This is a genomic window from Curtobacterium sp. SP.BCo, assembly GCF_051903265.1.
Classification (GTDB): Bacteria; Actinomycetota; Actinomycetes; order Actinomycetales; family Microbacteriaceae; genus Curtobacterium.
The window spans coordinates 1024768-1047684 of sequence record NZ_CP194337.1; the positions used below are offsets into that span (position 1 = coordinate 1024768).

21 protein-coding genes are annotated in these 22917 nt (G+C 71.9%); 15 read left to right on the plus strand and 6 right to left on the minus strand.

The genetic code is table 11. The features are described 5' to 3' along the window. The first annotated feature begins 24 nt into the window (after positions 1–24). From ACRQ4B_RS04985 to ACRQ4B_RS04995, 3 genes are all read left to right on the plus strand, one after another. Positions 25–801: an SDR family oxidoreductase gene (locus ACRQ4B_RS04985; RefSeq protein WP_439693585.1), complete on the plus strand. Its 777-nt coding sequence runs from the start codon at positions 25–27 to the stop codon at positions 799–801. 120 nt (positions 802–921) lie between these two features. Next, entirely contained in the window at positions 922–2439 is a 1518-nt protein-coding gene (locus tag ACRQ4B_RS04990; RefSeq protein WP_439693586.1) for an FAD-binding oxidoreductase, read from the plus strand. Continuing rightward, on the plus strand, positions 2436–3863 hold the full coding sequence (locus ACRQ4B_RS04995) for an FGGY-family carbohydrate kinase (RefSeq protein ID WP_439693587.1): 1428 nt from the start codon (positions 2436–2438) through the stop codon (positions 3861–3863). Before ACRQ4B_RS04990 ends, ACRQ4B_RS04995 begins: the two co-directional genes overlap by 4 nt. 90 nt (positions 3864–3953) lie before the next feature. On the opposite strand, the gene ACRQ4B_RS05000 is transcribed toward ACRQ4B_RS04995, so the two are convergent. The 3 genes from ACRQ4B_RS05000 to idi form a co-directional block, all read right to left on the minus strand. After that, positions 3954–5003, minus strand: coding sequence for a magnesium and cobalt transport protein CorA (locus tag ACRQ4B_RS05000; protein ID WP_439693588.1), 1050 nt, complete (start codon positions 5001–5003; stop codon positions 3954–3956). Positions 5004–5266: 263 nt separating this feature from the next. Next, complete coding sequence (locus ACRQ4B_RS05005; protein ID WP_439693589.1) at positions 5267–5854, minus strand: glycerol-3-phosphate responsive antiterminator; 588 nt, start codon at positions 5852–5854, stop codon at positions 5267–5269. 175 nt (positions 5855–6029) lie between these two features. Further along, positions 6030–6572: an isopentenyl-diphosphate Delta-isomerase gene (gene idi, locus ACRQ4B_RS05010; RefSeq protein WP_439693590.1), complete on the minus strand. Its 543-nt coding sequence runs from the start codon at positions 6570–6572 to the stop codon at positions 6030–6032. A 21-nt stretch (positions 6573–6593) separates the two neighbouring features. Between idi and ACRQ4B_RS05015 the strand changes: the two genes are divergently transcribed. The 11 genes from ACRQ4B_RS05015 to ACRQ4B_RS05065 all read left to right on the plus strand — a co-directional run bounded on the left by ACRQ4B_RS05015 (position 6594) and on the right by ACRQ4B_RS05065 (position 16341). Beyond that, positions 6594–7652 (plus strand): polyprenyl synthetase family protein, encoded by a 1059-nt coding sequence (locus tag ACRQ4B_RS05015; RefSeq protein WP_439693591.1) that lies wholly within the window; start codon positions 6594–6596, stop codon positions 7650–7652. Continuing rightward, on the plus strand, positions 7649–8581 hold the full coding sequence (locus ACRQ4B_RS05020) for a phytoene/squalene synthase family protein (protein WP_439693592.1): 933 nt from the start codon (positions 7649–7651) through the stop codon (positions 8579–8581). The genes ACRQ4B_RS05015 and ACRQ4B_RS05020 overlap by 4 nt, the downstream gene beginning before the upstream one ends. Next, on the plus strand, positions 8578–10206 hold the full coding sequence (gene crtI / locus ACRQ4B_RS05025; protein WP_439693593.1) for a phytoene desaturase family protein: 1629 nt from the start codon (positions 8578–8580) through the stop codon (positions 10204–10206). Before ACRQ4B_RS05020 ends, crtI begins: the two co-directional genes overlap by 4 nt. Then, positions 10206–10547 (plus strand): lycopene cyclase domain-containing protein, encoded by a 342-nt coding sequence (locus tag ACRQ4B_RS05030; RefSeq protein WP_439693594.1) that lies wholly within the window; start codon positions 10206–10208, stop codon positions 10545–10547. The genes crtI and ACRQ4B_RS05030 overlap by 1 nt, the downstream gene beginning before the upstream one ends. Beyond that, a complete protein-coding gene (locus ACRQ4B_RS05035; RefSeq protein WP_439693595.1) occupies positions 10544–10924 on the plus strand; it encodes a lycopene cyclase domain-containing protein in 381 nt (126 codons plus the stop codon). The genes ACRQ4B_RS05030 and ACRQ4B_RS05035 overlap by 4 nt, the downstream gene beginning before the upstream one ends. Then, positions 10921–11847: a prenyltransferase gene (locus ACRQ4B_RS05040; RefSeq protein ID WP_439693596.1), complete on the plus strand. Its 927-nt coding sequence runs from the start codon at positions 10921–10923 to the stop codon at positions 11845–11847. The genes ACRQ4B_RS05035 and ACRQ4B_RS05040 overlap by 4 nt, the downstream gene beginning before the upstream one ends. A gap of 58 nt (positions 11848–11905) precedes the next feature. Continuing rightward, positions 11906–12949, plus strand: a complete 1044-nt coding sequence (locus tag ACRQ4B_RS05045) for a Gfo/Idh/MocA family protein (protein WP_439693597.1) — start codon at positions 11906–11908, stop codon at positions 12947–12949. A gap of 579 nt (positions 12950–13528) precedes the next feature. Then, a complete protein-coding gene (locus ACRQ4B_RS05050) occupies positions 13529–14044 on the plus strand; it encodes a hypothetical protein (protein WP_439693598.1) in 516 nt (171 codons plus the stop codon). Between the two features lie 4 nt (positions 14045–14048). Further along, entirely contained in the window at positions 14049–15080 is a 1032-nt protein-coding gene (locus ACRQ4B_RS05055) for a YihY/virulence factor BrkB family protein (RefSeq protein ID WP_439693599.1), read from the plus strand. 36 nt (positions 15081–15116) lie between these two features. Then, positions 15117–15605, plus strand: a complete 489-nt coding sequence (locus ACRQ4B_RS05060) for a DedA family protein (protein ID WP_439693600.1) — start codon at positions 15117–15119, stop codon at positions 15603–15605. Between the two features lie 40 nt (positions 15606–15645). After that, positions 15646–16341 (plus strand): SDR family oxidoreductase, encoded by a 696-nt coding sequence (locus ACRQ4B_RS05065; RefSeq protein WP_439693601.1) that lies wholly within the window; start codon positions 15646–15648, stop codon positions 16339–16341. Between the two features lie 6 nt (positions 16342–16347). Here the strand turns inward: ACRQ4B_RS05065 and ACRQ4B_RS05070 are convergent, their stop codons facing one another. Continuing rightward, positions 16348–17943, minus strand: coding sequence for an ABC-F family ATP-binding cassette domain-containing protein (locus tag ACRQ4B_RS05070; RefSeq protein WP_439693602.1), 1596 nt, complete (start codon positions 17941–17943; stop codon positions 16348–16350). Between the two features lie 277 nt (positions 17944–18220). Between ACRQ4B_RS05070 and ACRQ4B_RS05075 the strand changes: the two genes are divergently transcribed. Then, positions 18221–18649 (plus strand): DUF3151 domain-containing protein, encoded by a 429-nt coding sequence (locus ACRQ4B_RS05075; protein WP_439693603.1) that lies wholly within the window; start codon positions 18221–18223, stop codon positions 18647–18649. Between the two features lie 161 nt (positions 18650–18810). Here ACRQ4B_RS05075 and ACRQ4B_RS05080 read toward each other — a convergent pair whose 3' ends face one another. Both ACRQ4B_RS05080 and ACRQ4B_RS05085 read right to left on the minus strand, forming a co-directional pair. Continuing rightward, positions 18811–21825 carry a glycoside hydrolase family 2 TIM barrel-domain containing protein gene (locus tag ACRQ4B_RS05080; RefSeq protein ID WP_439693604.1) on the minus strand — a complete coding sequence of 1005 codons (3015 nt, stop codon included), beginning with the start codon at positions 21823–21825 and terminating at the stop codon, positions 18811–18813. Next, positions 21822–22757 carry a carbohydrate ABC transporter permease gene (locus tag ACRQ4B_RS05085; RefSeq protein ID WP_439693605.1) on the minus strand — a complete coding sequence of 312 codons (936 nt, stop codon included), beginning with the start codon at positions 22755–22757 and terminating at the stop codon, positions 21822–21824. Before ACRQ4B_RS05085 ends, ACRQ4B_RS05080 begins: the two co-directional genes overlap by 4 nt. Positions 22758–22917: the final 160 nt, after the last annotated feature.

Sequence of the window (22917 nt, forward strand, 5' to 3'; positions counted from 1 at the left end):
CACCGAAAGGACTCCCCACCCACCATGGACATCCGCGACTTCTCGATGGACCTGTTCTCCCTCGCCGGCAAGCGGGCGATCGTCACCGGCGGCAACTCCGGCCTCGGTCAGGCGTTCTCGCTCGCTCTCGCCAAGGCCGGAGCGGACGTGTTCGTCCCGAGCGTCGTCGACGACGACGGCACCACCCGCGCACTCGTCGAGGCCGAGGGCCGCCGGTACGAGTTCCTCGAGATCGACCTCACGGCCGACGACGCACCGGCGCGCATCACCGACACGTGCGTGGAACGGCTCGGCGGCGTCGACGTCCTCGTCAACTCGGCCGGCATCTGCCTGCTCGACGACGTCGAGGCGTTCGACCGCGCGAAGTGGGACCCGATGATCGCCGTCAACCTCACCGCCCCGTTCGCCCTCGGGCACGCGGTCGCGAAGCGGTTCGTCGCGCAGGGCTCCGGCAAGATCATCAACATCGCGTCGCTGTTCGCGTTCCTCGGCGGCCAGTGGTCGCCCGCGTACGCCGCGACCAAGCACGGCATCGTCGGCTTCACGAAGGCCTACTGCGACGAGCTCGCCCAGCACAACGTGCAGGTGAACGCGATCGCGCCGGGGTACTTCGCCACGAAGATCACCGAGCAGACCCGGTCGAACCCGGAGACGAACCAGCGGGTCCTCGACCACGTCCCGGCCGGGCGCTGGGGCGACGTGGCGGACCTGATGGGCGCGACGGTGTTCCTCGCGTCGCGGGCGTCCGACTACGTGAACGGGCACACCCTCACCGTCGACGGCGGGTACCTCGTCCGCTGACGCGGACACGGGACGCGACCCAGGACCGGACGGGAGGCGCGGGGCGACCCCGCCACGCGCCTCCCGGACGACGACCACCAGACCAGAGCAACGACACCCACCAACGAAGGGCTCACCACCATGATCGACTCGATCGCCACCCTCGACCGGGCCGAGATCCTCCAGCGTCTCGCCGGCATCGTCCGCCCCGACCAGATCGACACGGACGAGCAGCACCTGCTCGACGCGAGTGTCGACCGCTTCAAGAAGTACCAGTCGGTGCACGGCATCCACGACGCCCCGACCCCCGTCGCGATCGTCAACGCGGAGTCCACCGAGGACGTCGCCGCGGTCCTGGCGTTCGCGAACGACAACCTCATCAACATCGTCCCCCGCACCGGTCGCACCGGCACCGAGGGCGGCCTCGAGACGAGCGTCGTCGACACCGTCGTGCTCGACTGCTCGCGGATGGACGCCGTCCTCAAGGTCGACCCGGAGAACATGCAGGTCACGGTGCAGGCCGGTGTGCCGCTGCAGCGCCTGGAGGACGAGCTCCGCCTGCAGGGCCTCACCACGGGCCACTCGCCGCAGTCGAAGCCGCTCGCCCAGTACGGCGGGCTCGTCGCGACCCGCTCGATCGGCCAGTTCTCGACGCTGTACGGCGCGATCGAGGACATGGTCGTCGGGCTCGAGGCCGTGTTCCCCGGCGGCGCCGTCCGCCGCATCAAGGCCGTCCCGCGGCGCTCGGCCGGTCCGGACATCCGGCACGTCGTCATCGGCAACGAGGGCGCGCTCTGCGTCATCACCGAGGTGACGATCAAGGTCTTCACGTACCAGCCGGAGAACAACGAGTTCCACGGCGCACTGGTGGACGACATGCGGACGGGCATCGCCATCCTCCGCGAGGTCATCACGAACGGCTTCCACCCGTCGGTCGTCCGGCTGTACTCGCCGGAGGACGCGAACCAGCACTTCTCGCACTTCTCGCAAGGCAAGTGCGTCGTGGTGTTCGTCGCCGAGGGTCCGAAGGGCATCGTCCGTGCCACCAGCGACGAGATCGAGCGCGTCATCGCGAAGCACCCGCACGAGTCGGTCGACCCGGCGCTCATCGAGGCGTGGTTCGACAACCTGAACTGGGGCCAGGACAAGATCGACGCCGAGAAGCAGGTCATGCTCACGGACCAGCACCTCGGGTACACGACCGAGGTGTCGGCCGACTGGTCCGCCGTCGGCGACGTGTACGACGCCGTGATGCGCCGCATCCGGGAGGACTACCCGCACGCCGACGACCTGACGATGCTCGGCGGCCACTCGTCGCACAGCTACCAGACCGGCACGAACATGTACTTCGTGTACGACTACCGGATCGACTGCTCCCCGGAGGAGGAGATCGAGAAGTACCACATCCCGCTCAACGCGATCATCGTGGAGGAAGCGCTGCGCCACGGCGGGTCGATGGTCCACCACCACGGCGTCGGCAAGTACCGCACCCCGTGGGTCGAGGAGGAGCACGGCTCGGCGTTCGCGATCATGCAGGGACTCAAGGCGCAGTTCGACCCGAAGGGCATCATGAACAAGGGCACGATCTTCCCGGCACCCGGCGCGATCCAGCCGGCCGCCGCGGACCCCGACACGACGTTCGGGCGCAGCGGCGCATGACCCGCTACCTCGTCGGCATCGACAACGGCTCGCAGTCGTCGAAGGTCACCGTCTTCGACGAGCGGGGCGGGGTCGTCGCCGAGGGGCGTGTGCCGCTGCGACCGAACCACACGCCGGCCCCGGGCGTGGTCGAGCACCCCGACGACGACCTCTGGGACTCGATCGCGGCCGCGTGCCGGATCGCGATGGACGCCTTCCCGGGCGATCGGTCCGAGATCGTCGGCGTCGGCCTCTGCACGATCCGGTTCTGCCGCGCCGTGCTCCGGGCCGACGGGTCGCTCGCGCAGCCAGTGATGAGCTGGATGGACGCCCGAGTGGGCCGTCCGTTCACGCCCGAGCACGACGACGTGGCGTACACCACGACGTCCTCCGGGTACGTCACGCACCGGCTCACCGGCGCGTTCCGGGACACTGCCGCGAACTCCCAGGGCGTGTGGCCGATCGACACGGACACCTGGCGGTGGAGCGAGGACGAGGCAGCGTATGCCGCAACCGGCATGCACCGTTCCCAGCTGTTCGAGCTCGTCGATCCGGGCGAGGTCCTCGGTACCGTGACGCCCGAGGCGGCCGCCGCCACGGGCCTCCCGGTCGGGCTCCCGGTCGTCGCGACGGCCAACGACAAGGCAGTGGAGGCACTCGGGTGCGGGCTTCTCGACCCGACGACGTTGCTCGTGTCGCTCGGCACGTACATCGCGGGCATGTCCGTCGGGTCGCGGAACATCGGCGACGCCAGCGACTTCTGGACGAACTTCGGGTCGGAGCCGGGTCGCTACCTGTACGAGTCCGGCGGGATCCGCCGCGGCATGTGGACGGTGAGCTGGTTCCGGGACCTGCTCGGACCGGACTTCGCGGCCGCGGCCGAGGCGTCCGGCGAGCGGGCCGAGGACCGTCTGAACCGTGAGGCAACCGCCGTGCCCCCGGGTTCGGACGGCCTCCTCACGGTGCTCGACTGGCTCGCACCGGCCGACGCGACCTTCCGGAAGGGCTCGATCCTCGGGTTCGACGGGCGGCAGGGACGAGCGCACGTGTACCGCTCGATCCTCGAGGGCATCGCGATGACGATGCGCGACTGCGGCGACGCCATGGCCGCCGAACTCGGGACAGCGTACGAGCGCGTGGTCGTCTCGGGCGGCGGGTCGTCCTCGGACCTCGTGATGCAGGTCATGGCGGACGTGTTCCAAGCGCCGACCATCCGGGTCGTGGGGGACAGCGCGGCCGGTCGGGGCGCGGCGATCTGCGCGGCCGTCGCCACGGGCGTGCACCCGTCGTTCGAGGCGGCCGCCGCGGCGATGGTCCGGGAGCGCGACCGGTTCGCGCCGGACGCGTCGACGGCGTCGGTGTACGACGCGCTGCGTGCCGTGCACGCGGACGTGACGGCGCACACCGACGAGGTCTACCGGCGGACGGCGGCGATCGTCGGCTGAGCACGGACGGGAGGCGCGGGGCGGGCCCGCACCGCGCCTCCCGTCCGGCACCGGTCGGGTCCGACCGCAGCGTGCGGTCGATGGACGCGGCTACAGCCAGTTGCGCTTGCGGAAGATCGCCCAGAGGACGCCCATCAGGGCGAGCATCCCGAGGATCGCGACCGGGTAGCCGTACCGCCAGTGCAGCTCCGGCATGTGGTCGAAGTTCATCCCGTAGACGCCCGCGATGAGCCCCGGTGCGAACAGGATCGCCGCCCACGAGGAGATCTTCTTCACCTCTTCGCCCTGCCGGTGCGCGGCCCGTGCGAGCTGCCGGCTCTCCTCGCCCTGCGCCAGGCTCGCGCTCGTCATCCGGCGCATCGCCTCGTTCTGCTCCTGCGAGACGAGCGTCGCGTGCAGGGTGAGGGCGTTCTCGAGCAGTGCCCGGAAGGAGTCGACCCGCTCGGTCACCCGGAGTGCGTGGTCGAGCACGTTGCGCAGTCGGTGCTGGACCTCGTCGTCGACGCCGTACTTGTCCGCGCCGCGCAGCAGCCCCTTCACCATCGCCGGGACGGGCTTCGTGGCGCGCTGGAACGCCAGGACCTCGCTGAGGAGCTGGTAGATCCGCTTCGAGACGCCGGGGTCGACCTGGCCGGCGAACAGCTGGTCCTCGATGGCGTCGATGTGGTCCTGCAGCACCTCGACCACGGGGGCGTAGCCGTCCACGACCTCGTCGAGCACCGCCGCGGTGACGGCCTCGGAGCCCATCGCGAGGAACTCCGGATCGGCCTCGACCCGCGACCGGAGTGCGGCGAGGTCCGGGCGCTCGGCGTGCCGGACGCTCACCACGAAGCGGTCGCCGACGAAGAGGTGCACCTCGCCGAACTCGACGGTGTCGGCGGAGGAGTCGAACCACGCCGGCCGGAGCACCAGGAAGAGCGTGTCGCCGTAGCGCTCGAGCTTCGCCCGCTGGTGCCCCTTGCGGGCGTCCTCCACCGCGTTCTCGTGCAGGTCGAACTCGGTCGCGACGGCCTCGAGCTCCGACGGGTCGGGACGGAGGAGCCCGATCCACGCGAGGTCACCCCGGGTGGCGAGCGACAGGGTCGACGGCGACTCGACGCGACGTCCTCCGACGTAGACCGCGTTGTCGATCAGTGCCATGCTGTGCTCCTCTCATCGGAGCAGGCAGGCGCGAGGTCCCCGGAGTCGTCCGGGGTGGGCGTGGTTCAGCGAACGGGCGCGCAGATCCGCCGGGGCAGGAGCCTGGGCACGATCTGCTGGCCCGATCGAGGATGGTCACCCGACATCGCGCCTCACCTGCCCTTCTCCTGGTCGTCCGGCCGCGGTGCGCAGCCCGGTGGCCACACCCGTGGCCGACGTCCGACCCTACTCCGGCGGCTCGGGGGAGCCAAGTGAACGAACGCTCACATGCCCCAGACGTCGCGGTTCGAGGACGCGACGGCGACGGCTCCGGCCCCGAGCGCGGCCATCACGTCGGCCTTGTCGCACACCAGACCGCCGGCGATGATCGGCACGGACGTGTCGTCGCGCAGCCAGGTGATCACCCGCGGCATGCAGCCGGGCAGGATCTCGATCGCGTCCGGGCCGGCCTGGTCGACCACGCGGGGCAGCTGGTGGTACGAGAACGAGTCGACGAGGAAGAAGCGCTGCACGGCGACGAGCCCAGCACGCTTGGCCGCGCGGACGAGGTTCGACTTCGTGGAGAGGACCCCGTCGGCGCGGGTGTGCTCGGCGATCCAGGTCACCACGACGTCGCGTGCCGCGAAGCCGTCGAGCAGGTCGACGTCGACGAACACGGTCTTGCCGGCGTCCTTCGCCCGGGCCACGATGTCCGCGACGTCCAGCACGCTGCCGTAGAGCACGAAGACGACGCCGCGGTCCGACGCGAGGACCTCGTCGAGGGCCGAGGCGTCCTTGATGCTCGCGATCACCGGATCGTCGCGGAGTGCCTCGAGCACCGGGCGGGCGACATCGCGTTCGGTCGTGGTCATACCGACCATTGTCCGTGTCGCGCGCTGGGGGCTGGCTGCCGAGTCCCGGACGCACTCGTCCGAGACTCGGCCTGGGCGACACTTCTCGTGCCCGCGGACACGAGAAGTGTCGCTGAGCCCGAGTCTCGGCGCAGCGCGGGCGCCGCGCGCGCAGCGCGGGCGCCGCGCGGGCGCGTCAGCGCGTCAGGTGCAGTCCGGCCCGGGACAGCTCCGTGAGCTGCCAGCCGAGCCAGGGGCTCCACGCGAACGGCGCACCCGCGACGGACTCCCGCAGGGCGTCCTCGGACACCCACGCGTACTCCGCGACCTCGTCGTCCGCGGGCGCGGGCACGTCGTCGGTCACCGCGCGGTACACCGGGCAGACCTCGTTCTCGACGATGCCCGACGCGTCCACCGCCCGGTACCGGAAGTCCGGCAGGACGAGCTCGACGTCACGGACGGTGATGCCGAGTTCGCGCGAGGCCCGGCGGGCGATCGCGTCCTCGAAGGACTCGTCGGGGCCGGGGTGGCCGCAGAACGTGTTCGTCCACACCCCCGGCCACGTCTTCTTCGACAGCGCACGACGGGTCACCAGGACGTCGCCGTCGGTGTTCCGCACGTGGCACGAGAAGGCCAGGTGGAGGGGCGTGTGGTCTGTGTGCACCGTGAACTTGTCCGCTGTGCCGATCGGGGTACGGTCGTCGGCCAGCAGCACCACGGTTTCCGGGAAAGCGCTCATCTGCACCGATAGGTTAGGCCAATGAGCGAGGAAGCGGCCACCGTGGCGCACATCGACCTCGCGCTCGTCGACGACTGCCTCGAGCGCTTCTTCGCCGTGTCGTCGGCGCGCGCCGAGCGGTACGGCCGTCCGTCCGAGGAACTCTGGCGGGTGCTCCGCAAGGCGAGCATGGGCGGCAAGCGCTTCCGTCCGCGCATGGTCCTCACCGCGTACTCCGGCCTCGGCGGGGACGACGTGCACGCCGCCGCGAACGTCGCCGCGGCGTACGAACTCCTGCACACCGCGCTGGTCGTGCACGACGACGTCATCGACCGCGACTGGTCCCGCCGCGGGCAGCCGAACGTCGCCGGGTCCTTCCGCGACACCGGGACGACGGGCGGACTGTCGATGCCGACCGCCGAGCACCGGGGCATGAGCGCCGCGGTGATCGCCGGGGACCTCGCGCTCGCCGCGGCACCGCGCTTCATCGAGGCGTCGGGCGTCACCGGTGAGCGACGCTCCCGGTTGCTCGAGCTGCTGGACGAGGCCGTGTTCGCGAGCGCCGCTGGTGAGATGACCGACGTCGACCTCGCACTCGGGGTGATGCCGACGGTCGACGAGGTGCTGCAGATGGAGCGGGCGAAGACGAGCGTGTACTCCTTCGAGGCCCCGCTGCAGTCCGGCGCCGTCCTCGCCGGGGCGGACGAGTCGATCGTCGCCGCACTCGGTGCCTTCGGCCGTGAGATCGGCATCGCGTACCAGATCGTGGACGACCTGCTCGGGGTGTTCGGGGACGAGGGCACGACCGGCAAGACCGTGCTCGGGGACCTGCGCGAGGGCAAGCGCACGATGCTCATCGCGTACGCTGCGACCACCGACTGCTGGCCGGACCTGGCGCCGTACCTCGGCGACCCGGACCTCACCGAGGAACGGGCAGCCGAACTCCGTGCGACGCTGGTGACCTGCGGTGCCCGTGCTGCCGCGGAGTCCCGGATCGCCGAGCACGCCGCACTCGCCCGTGCCGAGCTCGCCGGACTGCCGTACCACCTCGCCGACCACCTGGAGGCCCTCGTGACCGAACTCGTGGAGCGCGCCCGTTGAGCCACAGTCGAACGGAGCCGCGTCCATCGACCCGGCTCCCGCTGTACGACGCGACCGCCGAGGCCGCATCCGGGGTCGTCATCGACCGGTACTCGACGTCCTTCGGGCTCGCGAGCCGGCTGCTGACGAAGGACACCCGTGAGCACATCCGGAACGTGTACGCCCTCGTGCGCGTCGCGGACGAGGTGGTCGACGGTCCCGCGACCGAGGCGGGCCTCGACGACGCGCTCGCCCGGACGGTCCTCGACGAGCTCGAGGCGGACACCGAGCGGGCGATCGCGCTCGGCTTCTCGGTGAACCCGGTCGTGCACGCGTTCGCCCGGACCGCTCGTGTCACGGGGTTCGGTGCCGAGCTGACGCGGCCGTTCTTCGCGTCGATGCGGATGGACCTGGAACGGACCGAGCACGACCAGGAGTCCTTCGACCGCTACGTGTACGGCTCGGCCGAGGTGGTGGGCCTGATGTGCCTGCGGGCCTTCGTGCACCGCGCCGGACGGCCGACGTTCGACGACGCCGTGCTCGTCGACGGTGCCCGAGCGCTCGGCGCCGCGTTCCAGAAGGTGAACTTCCTGCGCGACCTGCATGCCGACTTCGAGGTGCTCGGGCGGTCGTACTTCCCCGGCGTCGACCTCCGCTCCTTCGACGAGGCCACCAAGGAGCGGCTCGTCGCCGACGTCCAGGCGGACCTCGACCGCGCCGCCGTCACCGTCCCGCTGCTGCCGGCGGACGCCCGGAACGCCGTCGGGCTCGCGCACGCGCTGTTCCAGGAGCTCAACGACCGCATCGCTGCCACGCCGGCGCAGCGGCTGATCACCACGCGCGTGCGCGTGCCGAACCCGGTGAAGGCGCGGTTGGCCGCACGGGTGCTCGCCGGGCGCGCGCCGCTGCGGTCGCGCGCGACCCACCACCGGACTGGAGGCACCGCATGACCCCGCCCCGCGCCTCCCGTCCGGCGGCACCCGCGTCGAAGCGCAAGGTGCCCGCTCGTCGCGCCGTCGTCATCGGCGGCGGCATCAGCGGACTCGCGTCCGCCGCGCTGCTCGCGCGGGACGGCTTCGCCGTCACGGTGCTCGAGCAGCGGAAGCAGCTCGGCGGCCGAGCCGGGTCGTGGGAGCAGGACGGCTTCCGGTTCGACACCGGTCCGTCGTGGTACCTCATGCCCGAGGTGTTCGACCACTTCTTCCAGCTGCTCGGGACCTCGGCCGACGCCGAACTCGACCTCGAGAAGCTCGACCCCGGCTACCGGGTCTACAGCGAGGGCCACGACGAACCGATCGACCTCCGCGCCGACCGCGAGGCGAACATCGCCCTGTTCGAGTCGATCGAACCGGGCGCCGGCAAGCGGATCCGCAAGTACCTGGCCTCGGCCGAGGACACCTACGCGATGGCCATCCGGCGGTTCCTCTACACGACGTTCCAGGACCTCCGCGGGCTCGCCGCCCCGGACGTCCTCCGCCGGCTCCCGAAGCTCGCACGCCTGCTCATCGAGCCGCTGTCCACGTTCGCCGAGTCCGCCGTCAAGGACCGCCGGCTCTGGCAGGTCCTCGGCTACCCGGCGGTGTTCCTCGGCACGAGCCCGTACGCGGCGCCGAGCATGTACCACCTGATGAGCCACCTCGACCTGGCGGACGGGGTGCTCTACCCGAAGGGCGGCATCACCGAGGTCATCGCCGCCGTCGAGCGCGTCGGCCGCCGCGAGGGCGCCAAGATCATCGCCGGCGCCAAGGTCGAGCGCATCGTCGTGGAGGACGGGCACGTCACGGGCGTCGTGCACCGCGACCGTCGGGGCGTGCAGCACACCGCGCCGGCGGACCTGGTCGTGAGCGCCGCGGACCTCCGGCACACCGAGCTGCAGCTGCTCGACAAGGAGCACCGCACCTACCCGGCGGCGCACTGGGCGAAGCGCGACCCGGGGCCGAGCGCCGTGCTCGTCTACCTCGGGATCGACGGACCCGTCCCCGGGCTGCTGCACCACACGCTGGTGTTCACCGCGGACTGGAAGGCGAACTTCGGCGCGATCTTCGGCGCCGACCGACACGTCCCCGACCCCGCGTCGATCTACGTCTGCGCCCCGTCGGAGACCGACGCCTCGGTCGCCCCGCCGGGATCGAGCAACCTGTTCCTGCTCGTGCCCCTGCCCGCCGACCTGTCGATCGGCAAGGGCGGGATCGACGGCGCCGGCGACTACGAGGTCGAGCGGATCGCGGACCGGGCGATCGACGTCGTCGCGGAGCGGGCGGGCGTGCCCGACCTCCGGGAGCGCATCCGGGTCCGCCGCACGATCGGTCCGCAGGACTTCGCCGACGACTACAACGCCTGGAACGGCTCGATGCTCGGCCCGGCGCACACCCTCAAGCAGAGTGCGTTCTTCCGCGAGAAGAACGCGTCGCGGAAGGTCGAGGGGCTCTACTACGCGGGCGCCTCGACCATCCCGGGCATCGGGCTGCCGATGTGCCTGATCAGCGCCGAGGTGCTGCTCAAGCGGATCCACGGCGACACCAGCACCGAGCCGCTCCCCGCACCGCTCGCGTCCGCGCCGGCCAGCACCGCCTGATGCCGGGGCTGTACCTCGCCGGGCTGGTCGTGTCGCTGGTCGGCATGACCGTGCTCGACGCGCGCTACCGGCTGTTCTTCTGGCGGGCGCCGTGGCGTGCGGCCGCCGTGATGGTGGTCGGTGTCGCGTTCTTCCTGGTGTGGGACGCGGTCGGCGTCGCGCTCGGCATCTTCTTCATCGGCCAGCAGTCCCTGCTCACCGGTGTGCTGCTCGCGCCGGACGTCCCGCTCGAGGAACTCTTCTTCCTGGTGCTCCTCTGCTACACGACGATGAACCTGACCGGGTTCGTCCGGCCCCTCGTCGCCCGCCGACTGCGGGCAGCGGAACGGCGGCGGTCGTGACCGGGCCCGGCACGTACGCCCTGCTCGCGGTGCCGTTCTTCGCCGTGGTGGCCGTGGCCGCCGTCGTCGCCGGGATCGTCGCCGCGCGCCGTGCCCGTGCCCGCGGGCGTCGGGCGCGCACCGGGCGACGGGTCGCGCTCGTCACCGCCCTCGCCGCCGGCGTCGCGCTCCTCGTCATGACGATCGTGTTCGACAACGTCATCGTCGGCCTGCGGATCGTCGCGTACGACCCGGCGCTCATCAGCGGTGCGAAGATCGGGGCGATCCCCGTCGAGGACCTGGCGTACGCGATCGCCGCGATCGTGCTGCTGCCGAGCCTGTGGGTCCTGTTCGACCGACCGACCCGGCCATCCCAGGAAGAAGAACCGACCCGATGAACGTGAGCACCGCCTCCAGGCCGTCGACCCTCCGCGCCCTGTTCGTGTCGTCCCGGCCGATCAGCTGGGTGAACACCGCCTACCCGTTCGGCGCCGCCTACCTGCTCGGCAGCGGCGTCGGCGTCGAGGGCGGCGGCGGGTTCTCGCTCGTGGCGTTCCTCGTCGGGGTCGTGTACTTCCTCGTGCCGTACAACCTGGCGATGTACGGCATCAACGACGTCTTCGACTACGAGTCCGACCTGCGGAACCCGCGGAAGGGCGGGGTGGAGGGCGCGCTGCTCGACAAGAGCGTGCACCGCACCACGCTGTGGGCCGTCGTCGTCACGAACGTGCCGTTCCTCGTCGCGCTCGTCGTGCTCGGGGGGCTGTCCGGCAACGGACCGTGGTCGTGGCTGGTGCTCGCGATCAGTGTCTTCGCGGTCATCGCGTACTCGGCGCCGGGCCTGCGGTTCAAGGAGAAGCCGTTCCTCGACTCGCTGACGTCCAGCACCCACTTCGTGTCGCCGGCGATCTACGGCCTCGCGCTCGCCGGGCCGCACTGGACCGGGCAGCTCGTCGCCGTCTGCGTGGCGTTCTTCCTCTGGGGTGTGGCCTCGCACGCGTTCGGAGCCGTGCAGGACGTCCTGGCCGACCGGGCCGGCGGGATCGGCTCGGTGGCGACCGTGATCGGCGCCCGGGCCACCGTCCGGTTGGCGTTCGTCGCGTACGTCGTCGCCGGGGTCGCGCTGCTGTTCTCGGCGTTCCCGGGGCCGATCGCCGCCGTCGTGGTGATCCCGTACGCCCTGAACGTGCTGCCGTGGTGGAACGTCACCGACGACGGCGCCGAGTCTGCCAACGCCGGGTGGAAGCGGTTCCTCTGGATCAACTACCTCGCCGGGTTCATCGTCACGATGGCACTGATCGCGTACGCGTTCACGCACTGACAGACTGGACGCATGCGCCGCGGACGTCGCGGCGCGCCAGTCACGAGGGAGTGCACGCATGACGGTCCGGATCATCCACGTCGGTCTCGGAGGGTGGGGCGGCAACTGGGCCCGCACCGCCATCCCGGAGGTCACCGAAGTGGAGGTGGTCGGGATCGTCGACCCGGTCCCGGCGACGCTGGAGGCCGTGCGTGCGGACCTGGACCTGCCGGAGTCGGCGGCGTTCGCGTCACTGACCGAGGCGCTCGCCGGGGTCGAGGCCGACGCCGTCGTCATCACCGCCCCGGCCGTCACGCACGTGCCGCTCGCGCTCGAGGCGCTCGAGGCGGGCAAGCACGTCCTCGTCGAGAAGCCGTTCGCGAACACCACGGACGAGGCCGTCACCGCGGTGCGTCGTGCCGAGGAGCTCGGGCTCGTGCTGCAGGTCAGCCAGAACTACCGCTGGTACCCGGCGCCGCGCGTCGTGCAGGAGCTGCTCGAAGCCGACGCGGTCGGCGAGCTGTCGGCGATCGACATCGACTTCCGGCAGTGGGACAACGACCTCGCGTTCGAGGAGCACCCGCACTACCGGTTCCCGCACGCGATGATCAACGACATGGCCATCCACCACTTCGACCTCATCCGGATGGTCACCGGGCTGGAGGCCGTGCGCGTCTACGCGAAGGCGTCGTACCCGTCGTACAGCAAGTACCAGGACGAGGCGATCGCGTCCATGGTCATCGAGCTCGACGGCGGCCTCGTGGTGAACTACCGCGGCAGCTGGCTCAGCCGCGGCCCCCGGACCGCGTGGGCCGGCGAGTGGAGCATCCAGGGCGGGGACGGCGAGATCTGGTTCACGAGCCGCTCGGGGGAGCCGAACGCGGTGGCCGGCGACCGGGTCACGGTGCGCCGGACCCAGGACGACGAGGCCGAGCCGGTCGAGCTGCCCGCGATGCCCCACACCGACCGGCAGGGCGGGCTGCAGGCGTTCGCGCGCTCGGTCGCGGGCGGACCGGCACCGGCGACGAGCGGCCGCGACAACCTGCGGAGCCTCGCGCTCATGGAGGCGGCGGGGCGCTCGGCGGCCTCCGGCCAGCCGGAGGACGTCGTCGTCCCGTCTTGACGGGCGGCGCGGCGGCGGCGGCGGCGGTGGCGCGTGGTGCGCTCGGTGCGGGAGCCGTCGGACTGGAGGCGCGGTGCGGGCCCGCCCCGTGCCTCCAGTCCGCGGCGGCGTCCGAGCCTCGGCTGGGCGGACAGATCGCGGGTCGGAACGGCCGCGCGGTGTCCGCTTGGCCGAGCCTCGGCGGCGAGACTCGCGATCGGCGACGGTTCTCGGGCGCGCGGCCACGAGAACGGTCGCCAGACCCGAGTCTCGGTGCGATGACGCGCAGCGGCGGCACGCGCGACGCGCTCGATGCGGGAGCCGTCGGACTGGAGGCGCGGTGCGGGCCCGCCCCGTGCCTCCAGTCCGCGGCGGCGGCCGAGCTTCGGCTGGGCGGACATCGTGCGGCTCGGAACGGCCGCGCGGTGTCCGCCTGGCCGAGGCTCGGCGGCGAGACTCGCGGTGGGCGACGGTTCTCGGGTGCGCGGCCACGAGAACGGTCGCCGGACCCGAGTCTCGGTGCGATGACGCGCAGCGGCACCACCCGCGACGCGCCCGGGACTGGGCACGACTCCGGGCGGAGCGTGTACGAAATGGGGAATGGCCAAGGACAGTCTCCCCGAGCTCGAACTCGCGAACGTCCGCACGCGTGAGGGCATCACGGACACCGTGACCGAGATCCGCCGACGTGTGGACGTCCCCGCGCGCACCCGCCTCGCGATCGCGAAGACCCGGCAGCGCTGGCACCGCGACCCGACGCCCCTCGTGGCGATGGGTGTCACCGCGGCGGCGGGCATCGCGGCGATCGTCATCGGCATCGCGATCCGCGACAAGCCGGCCGGCCACCTCGCCGAACCGCCGGCGTCCACGGCGTTCACCGCACTGCTGCCGTTCGGCGCGCGCGGGAGCGGCCCGTCCGCCACCGAGCAGTCGCAGACCGGCCGCAAGGGACGGAAGGCACGGGCGAAGGCGGCCGAGGAGGCCCTCGAACGCGACCCGTTGCACAAGGCCCGCGTCAAGCAGCGCGCCGGGATCGCGGCCGTGCAGCGTCGCGCCGACAAGAACCGGAAGGCCGCCGTCAAGCGGTCCAAGGCCGCACTGAAGGCACGGGGGTAGTCCGATGGCGCGCGAACGGCAGAAGCCCGCACCGGACGACTCCCGCAAGGTGGACAGCCCCACCGACCTCAGGAAGCCGACGGTGGTCTACACGCTGAAGAAGACCCTGCGGGAGTTCTCCAGCGACCAGTGCACCGACCTCGCTGCGAGCCTGACGTACTACTCCGTCCTCGCGCTCTTCCCCGGGCTGCTGGCCGTGGTGTCGATCCTCGGGCTCGTGTCCGACCCGAAGAAGACGATCGACACGCTGCTCGACATCGTCGGCAACATCGGTTCGGCGCAGGTCGTCGCACTGATCCGGGAGCCCGTCGAGGGCCTCGTCCGGTCGCCAGCAGCCCCCGTGACGTTCATCGTCGGTGTCGTCGGCGCGCTGTGGTCGGCCTCCGGGTACGTCGGCGCCTTCGGCCGCGCGATGAACCGGATCTACAACGTCCGCGAGGGCCGTCCGATCTGGAAGCTCCGCCCGACGATGCTCGGCGTCACGCTCACCACGGTGATCCTGCTCGTGCTCGGACTGCTCGTGCTCGTGTCCGGCCCGCTCGCCCGCAGCTTCGGCGACGTGATCGGTCTGGGGGACGTCGCCGCGACGGTGCTCCTCATCGTGCAGTGGCCCATCCTGCTCGTCATCGCGATCGTCGTCATCGCGGTGCTCTACTACTGGTCGCCGAACGTCAAGCAGCCGAAGTTCAGCTGGGTCAGCGGCGGGTCGATCCTGGCGCTGCTCATCTGGATCATCGCCAGCGTCGGCTTCGGGTTCTACGTCGGCAACTTCTCGAACTACAACGCCACGTACGGTTCGCTCGGTGGGGTCATCGTCTTCCTGCTGTGGATCTGGATCACGAACAACGCCCTGCTGTTCGGCGCCGAGTTCGACGCGGAGCTCGAGCGCGGCCGACAGCTGCAGGCCGGCATCCGGGCGGAGGAGGACATCCAGCTCCCGGAGCGCGACACCCGGCAGATCGAGAAGCAGGACGAGAAGCGCGCCCAGGACGTCCTCGACGGGATCAAGATCCGCGAGGGCGCCGACCGCGACTGACGGGGGTTTCCCGGCCGCCGTCGCTACGGTTCGGCCGTGCCGTCCTTCCTCGAGGGCCTCCCGTTCCGGTGGCTCGTCCTCGCGCTCTTCGTGGTGGTCTGCTGCCGCGCGCAGGCGACGTACTGGCTGGCGCGAGGAGCGGTCGCGGGTGCCTCGCGGTCCCGCTGGGGCAGGTGGCTCGACTCGGCCGCGGTCCGACGGGGGTCGGCGCTCCTCGACCGCTGGGGGTTGCCGGTCGTCACGATCAGCTTCCTGACGGTGGGTCTGCAGACGATCGTGAACGCGGCCGCCGGGGCCGCCCGGGTGCCGTGGTGGCGCTACACGATCGCGATGGTGCCGGGTTGTGCGGCGTGGGCGCTGGTCTACGCCACGGTCGGGATCGCCCTGTTCTGGGCGGCCGTCGCTGCCGTCGCGGGTTCGCCGTGGGGAGTGGTCGCGCTGGTCGCGCTGCTCGCCGCCGTCGGCGGCGCCGTCGCCTGGTCGGTGCGCCGTCGACGCCGGCCCACCTCGTCCCCGTCGGCGTGACGGACTGGAGGCGCGGTGCGCGTTCCGTAGGCTGGCCTGCGTGACGGATGAACAGCCTCCAGGACGCCCGACCGCACTCGTGACGGGCGCGACCCGTGGGATCGGCCGGGCCATCGCGCTCGACCTGGGACGGACGCACCACGTGCTCGTCGGCGGCCGGGACGCCGACGCCGTGGCCGCCGTCGTCGCCGAGCTGCCGAGCGCCGCGCCGTTCGTCGGGGACCTCGGCGCGGGCGACCTGCCGGCGCTGCCCGACCGGCTCGACGTGCTCGTGCACTCCGCGGGCGTCGAGCAGGGCACCACCATCGCGGACACCCCGCGCCCGGTGTGGGAGCAGGTCTTCGCCACGAACGTCTTCGCGGTCGCCGAGCTCACCCGCGTGGCGCTGCCGGCGCTCCGGGCTGCACGGGGCATCGTCGTGCCGATCAACAGCGGCTCCGGCTTCCACTCCGGCCCGGGCGGCGGGGTGTACGCCGCGTCGAAGTTCGCGCTGCGGGCACTCGCCGACGCCCTGCGCGAGGAGGAACGCCCGAACGGCGTCCGGGTGTCGAGCGTGCACCCGGGCCGGACGGACTCGGACATGCAGCGGGCGCTCACCGCGAAGCTCGGCGAGGACTACGACACCGCGTACTACCTCGCACCGGAGGACGTGGCCGCAGCGGTCCGCACCGTCGTGGACCTGCCGGAGCGGGGCACCGTCGAGTCGCTCGCGATCCGACCGACCCGACGGCGCTGACCGCCCCTAAGACAGCTCGAGCCTCGCTGTGAGGTCGAGCCGCTCGAGGAACGCCTCGTCGTGGCTCACCACCACGAGCGCCCCGCGGTGGGCCCGGAGCGCGTCGACGAGCTGGTCGACGCTGGTCAGATCGAGGTCGTTCGTCGGTTCGTCGAGCACGAGCAGCTGCGGCGGCGGATCGGCGAGCACCAGGGTCGCGAACGCCACCCGGAACCGCTCGCCGCCGGACAGCGCTCCCGCCGGCCGGTCGACGGTGTCCCCGCGGACGAGGAATCTCGCCAGCCGGTTCCGCACCTCGGCCGGCGGCACGTGCGGAGCGTCCCGCCGGACGTTCTCGAGCACGGTCGCGGCGTCGTCGAGCGTGTCCTTCCGTTGCGGCAGGTAGGCGATCCGGTCGACGTGCGGGACGGCACGGGTGTCCGGCAGCGGGTGCTCCCGGGCGTCGGGGGCACCGACGAGCTGGTCGAGCAGCGTGGTCTTGCCGACGCCGTTGTCACCGGTGACGGCGATCCGCTCGGGCCCCTGCACGATCGTCTCGCGGCCCCGGACCGTGACGGTCGCGATCTGCCGTGACGCCGGGACGTCCGGGTCGGGCAGGGCGACGTGGATCGACTCGTCGGCACGGAGCCGGAGCTGGGCCTCCCGCTTCGTCTCGAGGGCGGCGGCCTCGTCGTCGGCGTACCCGACCCGGAGCCGCCCGGCGGTCTCCTGCGCCTTCTTGCGCGCCTCGTTCGCCAGGATCTTCGGCATCGACCGTGCCGCCTTCTCGCCGGCCTTCGCGCGTCGTGCGATCTTCGTCTCCGCCTCGATGCGTTGCCGCTTCTCGGTGCGGTGCCGTTGCTCGGCGACCCGGACCTCGCGTTCGACGGCGGCCTGCTGCACGGCGAGGTGCTCCTCGAAGGCGCTGAACGTGCCGCCGAACACCGTCATCGCCCCGGCCCGCAGCTCGCACGTCTCGTCGACGTGCTCCAGCAGCTCCCGGTCGTGGCTGACGACGACGAGGGTGCCCTGCCAGTCGTCGACCATGTCGAGCAGCAGGCCGCGGGCGCGACGGTCGAGGTTGTTCGTCGGCTCGTCGAGGAACGCGATGGGGCGCCCGCGCAACCGGATGCCGGCGACGGCGACGAGCACGGCCTGCCCACCGGACAGCGTGCTCGCCGGCCGCTCGAGGAGGTCCTGGCCGGGGGCCGCCCCGAGCCCGGCACCGACACCGATCGTGTCGAGGGCCGCGAGCGCGCGTTCCTCGAGGTCCCACGCGTCGCCGACCGCGTCGAAGTGCTCCGGTGCGGCGTCCCCGGCGAGGATCGCCCGGAGCGCGGTGAGCGTCGATCGGATGCCGAGCAGGTCGGCGACCGCGGCGTCGTCCTCGGTGCGGAGGCGCTGCGGCAGGTGGTCGACGGGACCCGACGTCGTGACGGTGCCCGAGGTGGGGTGGAGCCGACCGGTGACCAGCCGGACGAGCGTGGACTTGCCGGCCCCGTTCCTCCCGACCAGACCGGTGCGGCCACGGCCGAAGGCGGTGGTGAGGTGACTGAGCGCGACGGTGCCGTCGGGCCAGGTGAAGCTGACGTCGTGCAGGACGACGGACGGACTGATGGGCATGGCGGTGCCTCCCCGGTTGTCGAAGCTGGGCGCTCGACACCGGACCCACCGCCGCGGCGGTGGAGCGCCCGACGGGGCGCGTCATCACGGTGTCAGCGCGTGGGCTGAGCAGAACCGGTGATGGCCAGCAAGGCGTCTCTTCCGTCGGGGGACCCCCGTGTCCGCCATCCGTGCCGCCGGTCGGTCGTCCCGCCCCGGGAGCCTCGTGATGACGACGAGGTGGCCACCACGGTACGCCCGCGTCCCGCGGACACGCAAGAGGTGACAGGCTGGGGGCATGCCGGAGAACCTGCTGCCGAACCCGACCGCGAACCCCGAGACCCTGCTCCCCGCCGAACCCGAGGTGGACGCCGCGCTCGCCGCCGACACCCCCGTGGCGAGCGTCGTCGTGTCGCACCCCTCGTCGAGCCTGGCGTGGGCGCTCCTCGCCGACGAGGCCTGGGCGCGCGGGGCGTCGCTCGAGTCCTACGCCTACGCGCGGGTCGGGTACCACCGCGGCCTCGACGCACTGCGGAAGGCCGGGTGGCGCGGGGTCGGGCCGGTGCCGTGGTCGCACGAGCCGAACCGCGGCGTGCTCCGTGCCCTGTTCGCGCTGCGTCGCGCTGCGGAGGCGATCGGGGAGCCGGGCGAGCCCGAGCGCCTCACCGAGTTCCTGAACGCGAGCGATCCCGCGGCGCTGCCAGCGCTGTCCGCCGCCGCCGAGTAGCGGCCGGCGCCTGGCGCGCGGCGCCCGGCGCGGCGCCCGCGCGCGCCCGCGGCCGGATCGCGGCGCGTTCCGATGTCACACGACGAAAATCGCCTCGAACCATGCAATTCCGTGGTTCGAGGCGATTTCCGTTGTGCGGGTGCGAACGGCGCCGCCGGCCGCTACGCGAGCACGACGCTCCACGAGAACGCCTGCGGCCAGAGCTGGTGCTCCGGCAGCACGTCGAGGCCGCACGCGCGTGAGCCCAGCCCGTGCTGCGCCGCGTCGAGGTACAGGTACAGGTGCTCCGACGTGGGCAGCTCGTACGGGTGCATCGCGCGGCCGATCTGCTGCGCGGTCCACGGCGAGAGCGTGAACCCTGCCCGGTGCGCGCCGACGGTCGTCACGGTGAGGTCGCCGACGGACAGGGTGCGGAGCGCCGGCCGGTGGCCGGTCTCCTGCGGCATCGAGTAGTCCACACCGAGGGAGCGGACCGGTGCCGTGAACCGTCCGACCCGCGCAGCGTGCGACGAGTCCGCGTAGGACTCCAGCGGCCCGGTACCGAACCACGTCGCGTCCCCGTCGGCCAGCTCCGGTGGTAGGTCGAACCGCACCCCGATGCGCGGCCACGTGACGTCCCAGGCGCCGAACGGGATCGCGTCGGTCTGCAGCAGCAAGCCGTCGTCGGTCAGGGTCCAGCGGTGGGTCACGTCGACGCCCCACCCGCTGTTCGCCGCCGCGACGCGGACCCGCTGTTCGAGGCCGCTCTCCGTCCGCGAGACGGACACGAGCCGGTGCGTGAGCCGGTCCAGGCCACGAGCACGCCACCGTTCGGCCGACGGGGGAGCGGAGGGGTCGCCCACGCCGTGCGTCAGCACCGGGTCGGCCGTCTCGTACCCGCCCTGGGACGCCAGCGCGTCGTTGTCGGTCGGTGCGCGCCAGAGTTCGAGCCGGGGTCCGGCGACCTCGTGCCCCTTCCAGGACACCAGGTCACCGCGGGCCGAGAACGTCCCGTCGCCGAGGCGGTCGCCGTCCCAGGGCTGACGGGAGGCCCGGGGTGCGTCCGCCACGCGGGACGCGACGAGCGTCTGGGTGCGTGCGACGACGTGGCCGGTGTCCGCCCATGCGGTCGGTCCGGCGAGCTCCGCGGTGACGTCGAACCAGAGCTCGTCGCCGGGTGCGAGCGCCGAGGTGGCGGCCTCGAGCACCTCGTCCGGCACCGGGAGGGTGGCGGACTCGCGGGCGGCGACGACACCCGGGGCGAAGCGGCCCTCGTGTTCGACGTTTCCGTTCCGGGACAGCGTCCAGTGGAACCGGAGCCCTGCCGTCGAGGCGGAGTGGAAGCGGTTCTCGACCAGCACGGTGCGGTCGGACACGGCGAACCGGATCGGGGCGACCACGGCCGCGAACTCTGCGAGCCCCGGCGTCGGGGTGTCGTCGGGCAGCACGAGGCCGTCCATCACGAAGTTGCCGTCGTGGACCACCTCGCCGAAGTCGCCGCCGTAGCCGTAGAAGGCCTGGCCGGACGCGGTGTGGGTGAGGAGCCCGTGGTCGCGCCACTCCCACACGAACCCGCCGTGCAGCCGCGGGTAGGTGTCCACCAGCGCCTCGTACTCGGCGATCTGTCCGGGGCCGTTGCCCATCGCGTGCACGTACTCGCAGTGGATGAAGGGCTTCGACCGCTGCCGTGCGGCCTCGGCGGGACCGCAGCCGAGCAGGGGCGTGGCCGTGCCACCGCCGATCGACTCGGTCTCCTGCAGCGTCGGGTACATCCGCGAGTAGACGTCGGTGTACTCGCCCGTGTAGTCGCCCTCGTAGTGCACCGGCCGTTCGGCGTCGCGGTCGTGCACCCACTGCGCCATCGCCGCGAGGTTCCTGCCCGTGCCGGACTCGTTCCCGAGCGACCACATCACGATCGACGCGTGGTTCTTGTCCCGCTCGACGGTCCGGGCGATGCGGTCGAGGTAGGCGCCCCGCCACGCCGGGTCGTCGGAGGGGTTGCCGACCCAGTCGGTGAAGAGGAATCCGTGCGTCTCGAGGTCGCACTCCAGGACCACCCAGAAGCCGAGCTCGTCCGCGAGGTCGAGCACGCGGGGGTGGGGCGGGTAGTGCGAGGTGCGGATCGCGTTGACGTTGTGCCGCTTCATCAGCGCCATGTCCGCGCGGGCATGGGCCTCGTCGAACACGCGACCGCGCTCGGGGTGGGTCTCGTGCCGGTTCACCCCGTGGAAGACCACCCGCTCGCCGTTCACCAGGAACCGGTCGCCGACGATCTGCACGGTCCGGAACCCGAGTCGCAGCGACACGGTCTCGCCGCCGTCGCGTCCGCCCGCCGCCGTCCCGGTGGACAGGGTCGCGTCGTACAGCTTCGGGAGTTCGGCGCTCCACGGCTCGACCCCCTCGACCTCGATCGGCGTGACGTCGGCCGCCGTGTCCCACACCACGGACACCCCGAGGTCGGGGACCTCGAACCGCACCGGGAACACGGCGTCGAGCGTCGGCACCGTGATCGTGCCCGTGCCGGTCGAGGGACGACCGGACGCCGCCGTCCCGGCCGTCGCCGCGGATCCGAGGGCCGGCTGCCACCCGGCGCGCACGAAGACGTCGTCGATCGGCGCGGTCGGCCGGGCGAGCAGGGTGACGTCGCGGAATATGCCCGGCAGCCACCACTGGTCCTGGTCCTCCAGGTACGAGGCCGCCGACCACTGGTGCACCCGGACCCGGACCTCGTTCGCTCCCGGCCGGAGGAGCGACGTGACGTCGAACTCGGTCGCGAGTCGGGACCCGGTCGCCCAGCCGACCTCGGAGTCGTTCACCCACACCCGGAAGTGCGACTCCACCCCGTCGAACCGGAGCAGGACCCGGGCCGCCGCGTCGAAGGTGCTCGGGACGTCGAACGTGCGCCGGTAGTCACCGGTCGGGTTCTCCTCCGGCGGGTGCGGCGGGTCGATCGGGAACGGGTACTGCAGGTTCGTGTAGCTCGGTGCCCCGTGCCCGTGCAGGACCCAGTGCGCCGGCACCGGGATGGTGCCCCACTCGTCCTCCGGCCCCGGCAGCGGGACGTCCGCGACCGGGGACCACCGGAAGTCCCACTCCCCGTCGAGCGACAGCGTCGGAGCGTCGGTGTGCAGCCAGGCCCGAGGTGCGAGGCGGGTGTCCGAACCGGGAGCGGTGGAGGAGAGTGCGGCGATGGTCAACCCTTGACCGATCCTTCCGTGAGGCCCCCGCGCCAGAAGCGCTGCAGGACGATGATGGCGATGACGAGCGGGATGACCGAGACGAGCACGCCGCCGGTGGTGAGCTGGTAGAACTCCGGCAGCCGGTCGACCTGGGATCGCCAGTTGTTGAGTCCCAGTGTGATCGGGTACAGCTTCTGGTCTGCCAGCATGATGAGCGGCAGGAAGAAGTTGTTCCAGATGCCGACGACCTGGAACAGGAACACCGTGACGAGTGCCGGGGTCATCTGCCGCAGCACGATCGTGTGGAAGATCCGGAGTTCGCCGGCGCCGTCGATGCGGGCCTGTTCGAGGAGCGCCGTGTCCACCGACGCCGCGGCGTACACCCGGCAGAGGAACAGGCCGAACGGCGAGACGAGGCTCGGGATGAGCACGCTCCAGTAGGTGTCGGTCAGGCCGAGCGTCGAGAACAGCAGGAACAGCGGCAGCGCCGTCGCGGTCCCCGGCACCAGCACGCCGCCGAGGATCGTGCCGAACACGACCTGCCGTCCGCGGAACTCGTACTTCGCGAGCGCGTACCCGCCGGCCGCGGCGAAGTACGTCGCGAGGACGGCGCCGACGCCCGAGTACAGGATGCTGTTCGCGATCCACCGGACGAAGATCCCGCCGTCGTACGTGAACACCTGCTGCAGGTTGCTGAACAGGGCGAAGTCGCCGCCGAACCAGAACCCGTTCGTGGCGAACAGGGCACCGGTGGTCTTCGTGGCGGCGATGATCACCCAGTACAGCGGGACGAGGAAGTAGATCGCGACGATGACGAGGATGCCCGTCACCACGATCTGGGACTTGCCGGACCGGTCGAGCTTGCGGCGCTGGTGCGCCGAGATCGACGTGGTGTCGACGGGGACGGCCGACTTCGCGGTGGCGGGTGCCTGGACGGCTTCGCTGGTCATCGGTTGTCCCCCTCTGCCGGGGCCCCCGCCAGCCGGTTCCGGAGCACCGCGGAGCTTGCGGAGCGGTGTTCCGGCCGTGGTGGTGGGGAGAGGCGCGGTGCGGCCCCGGTGGTCGTGCTGCGGTCCGCGACGCCGGTCGCCGGACGCGACCCGTCAGCGG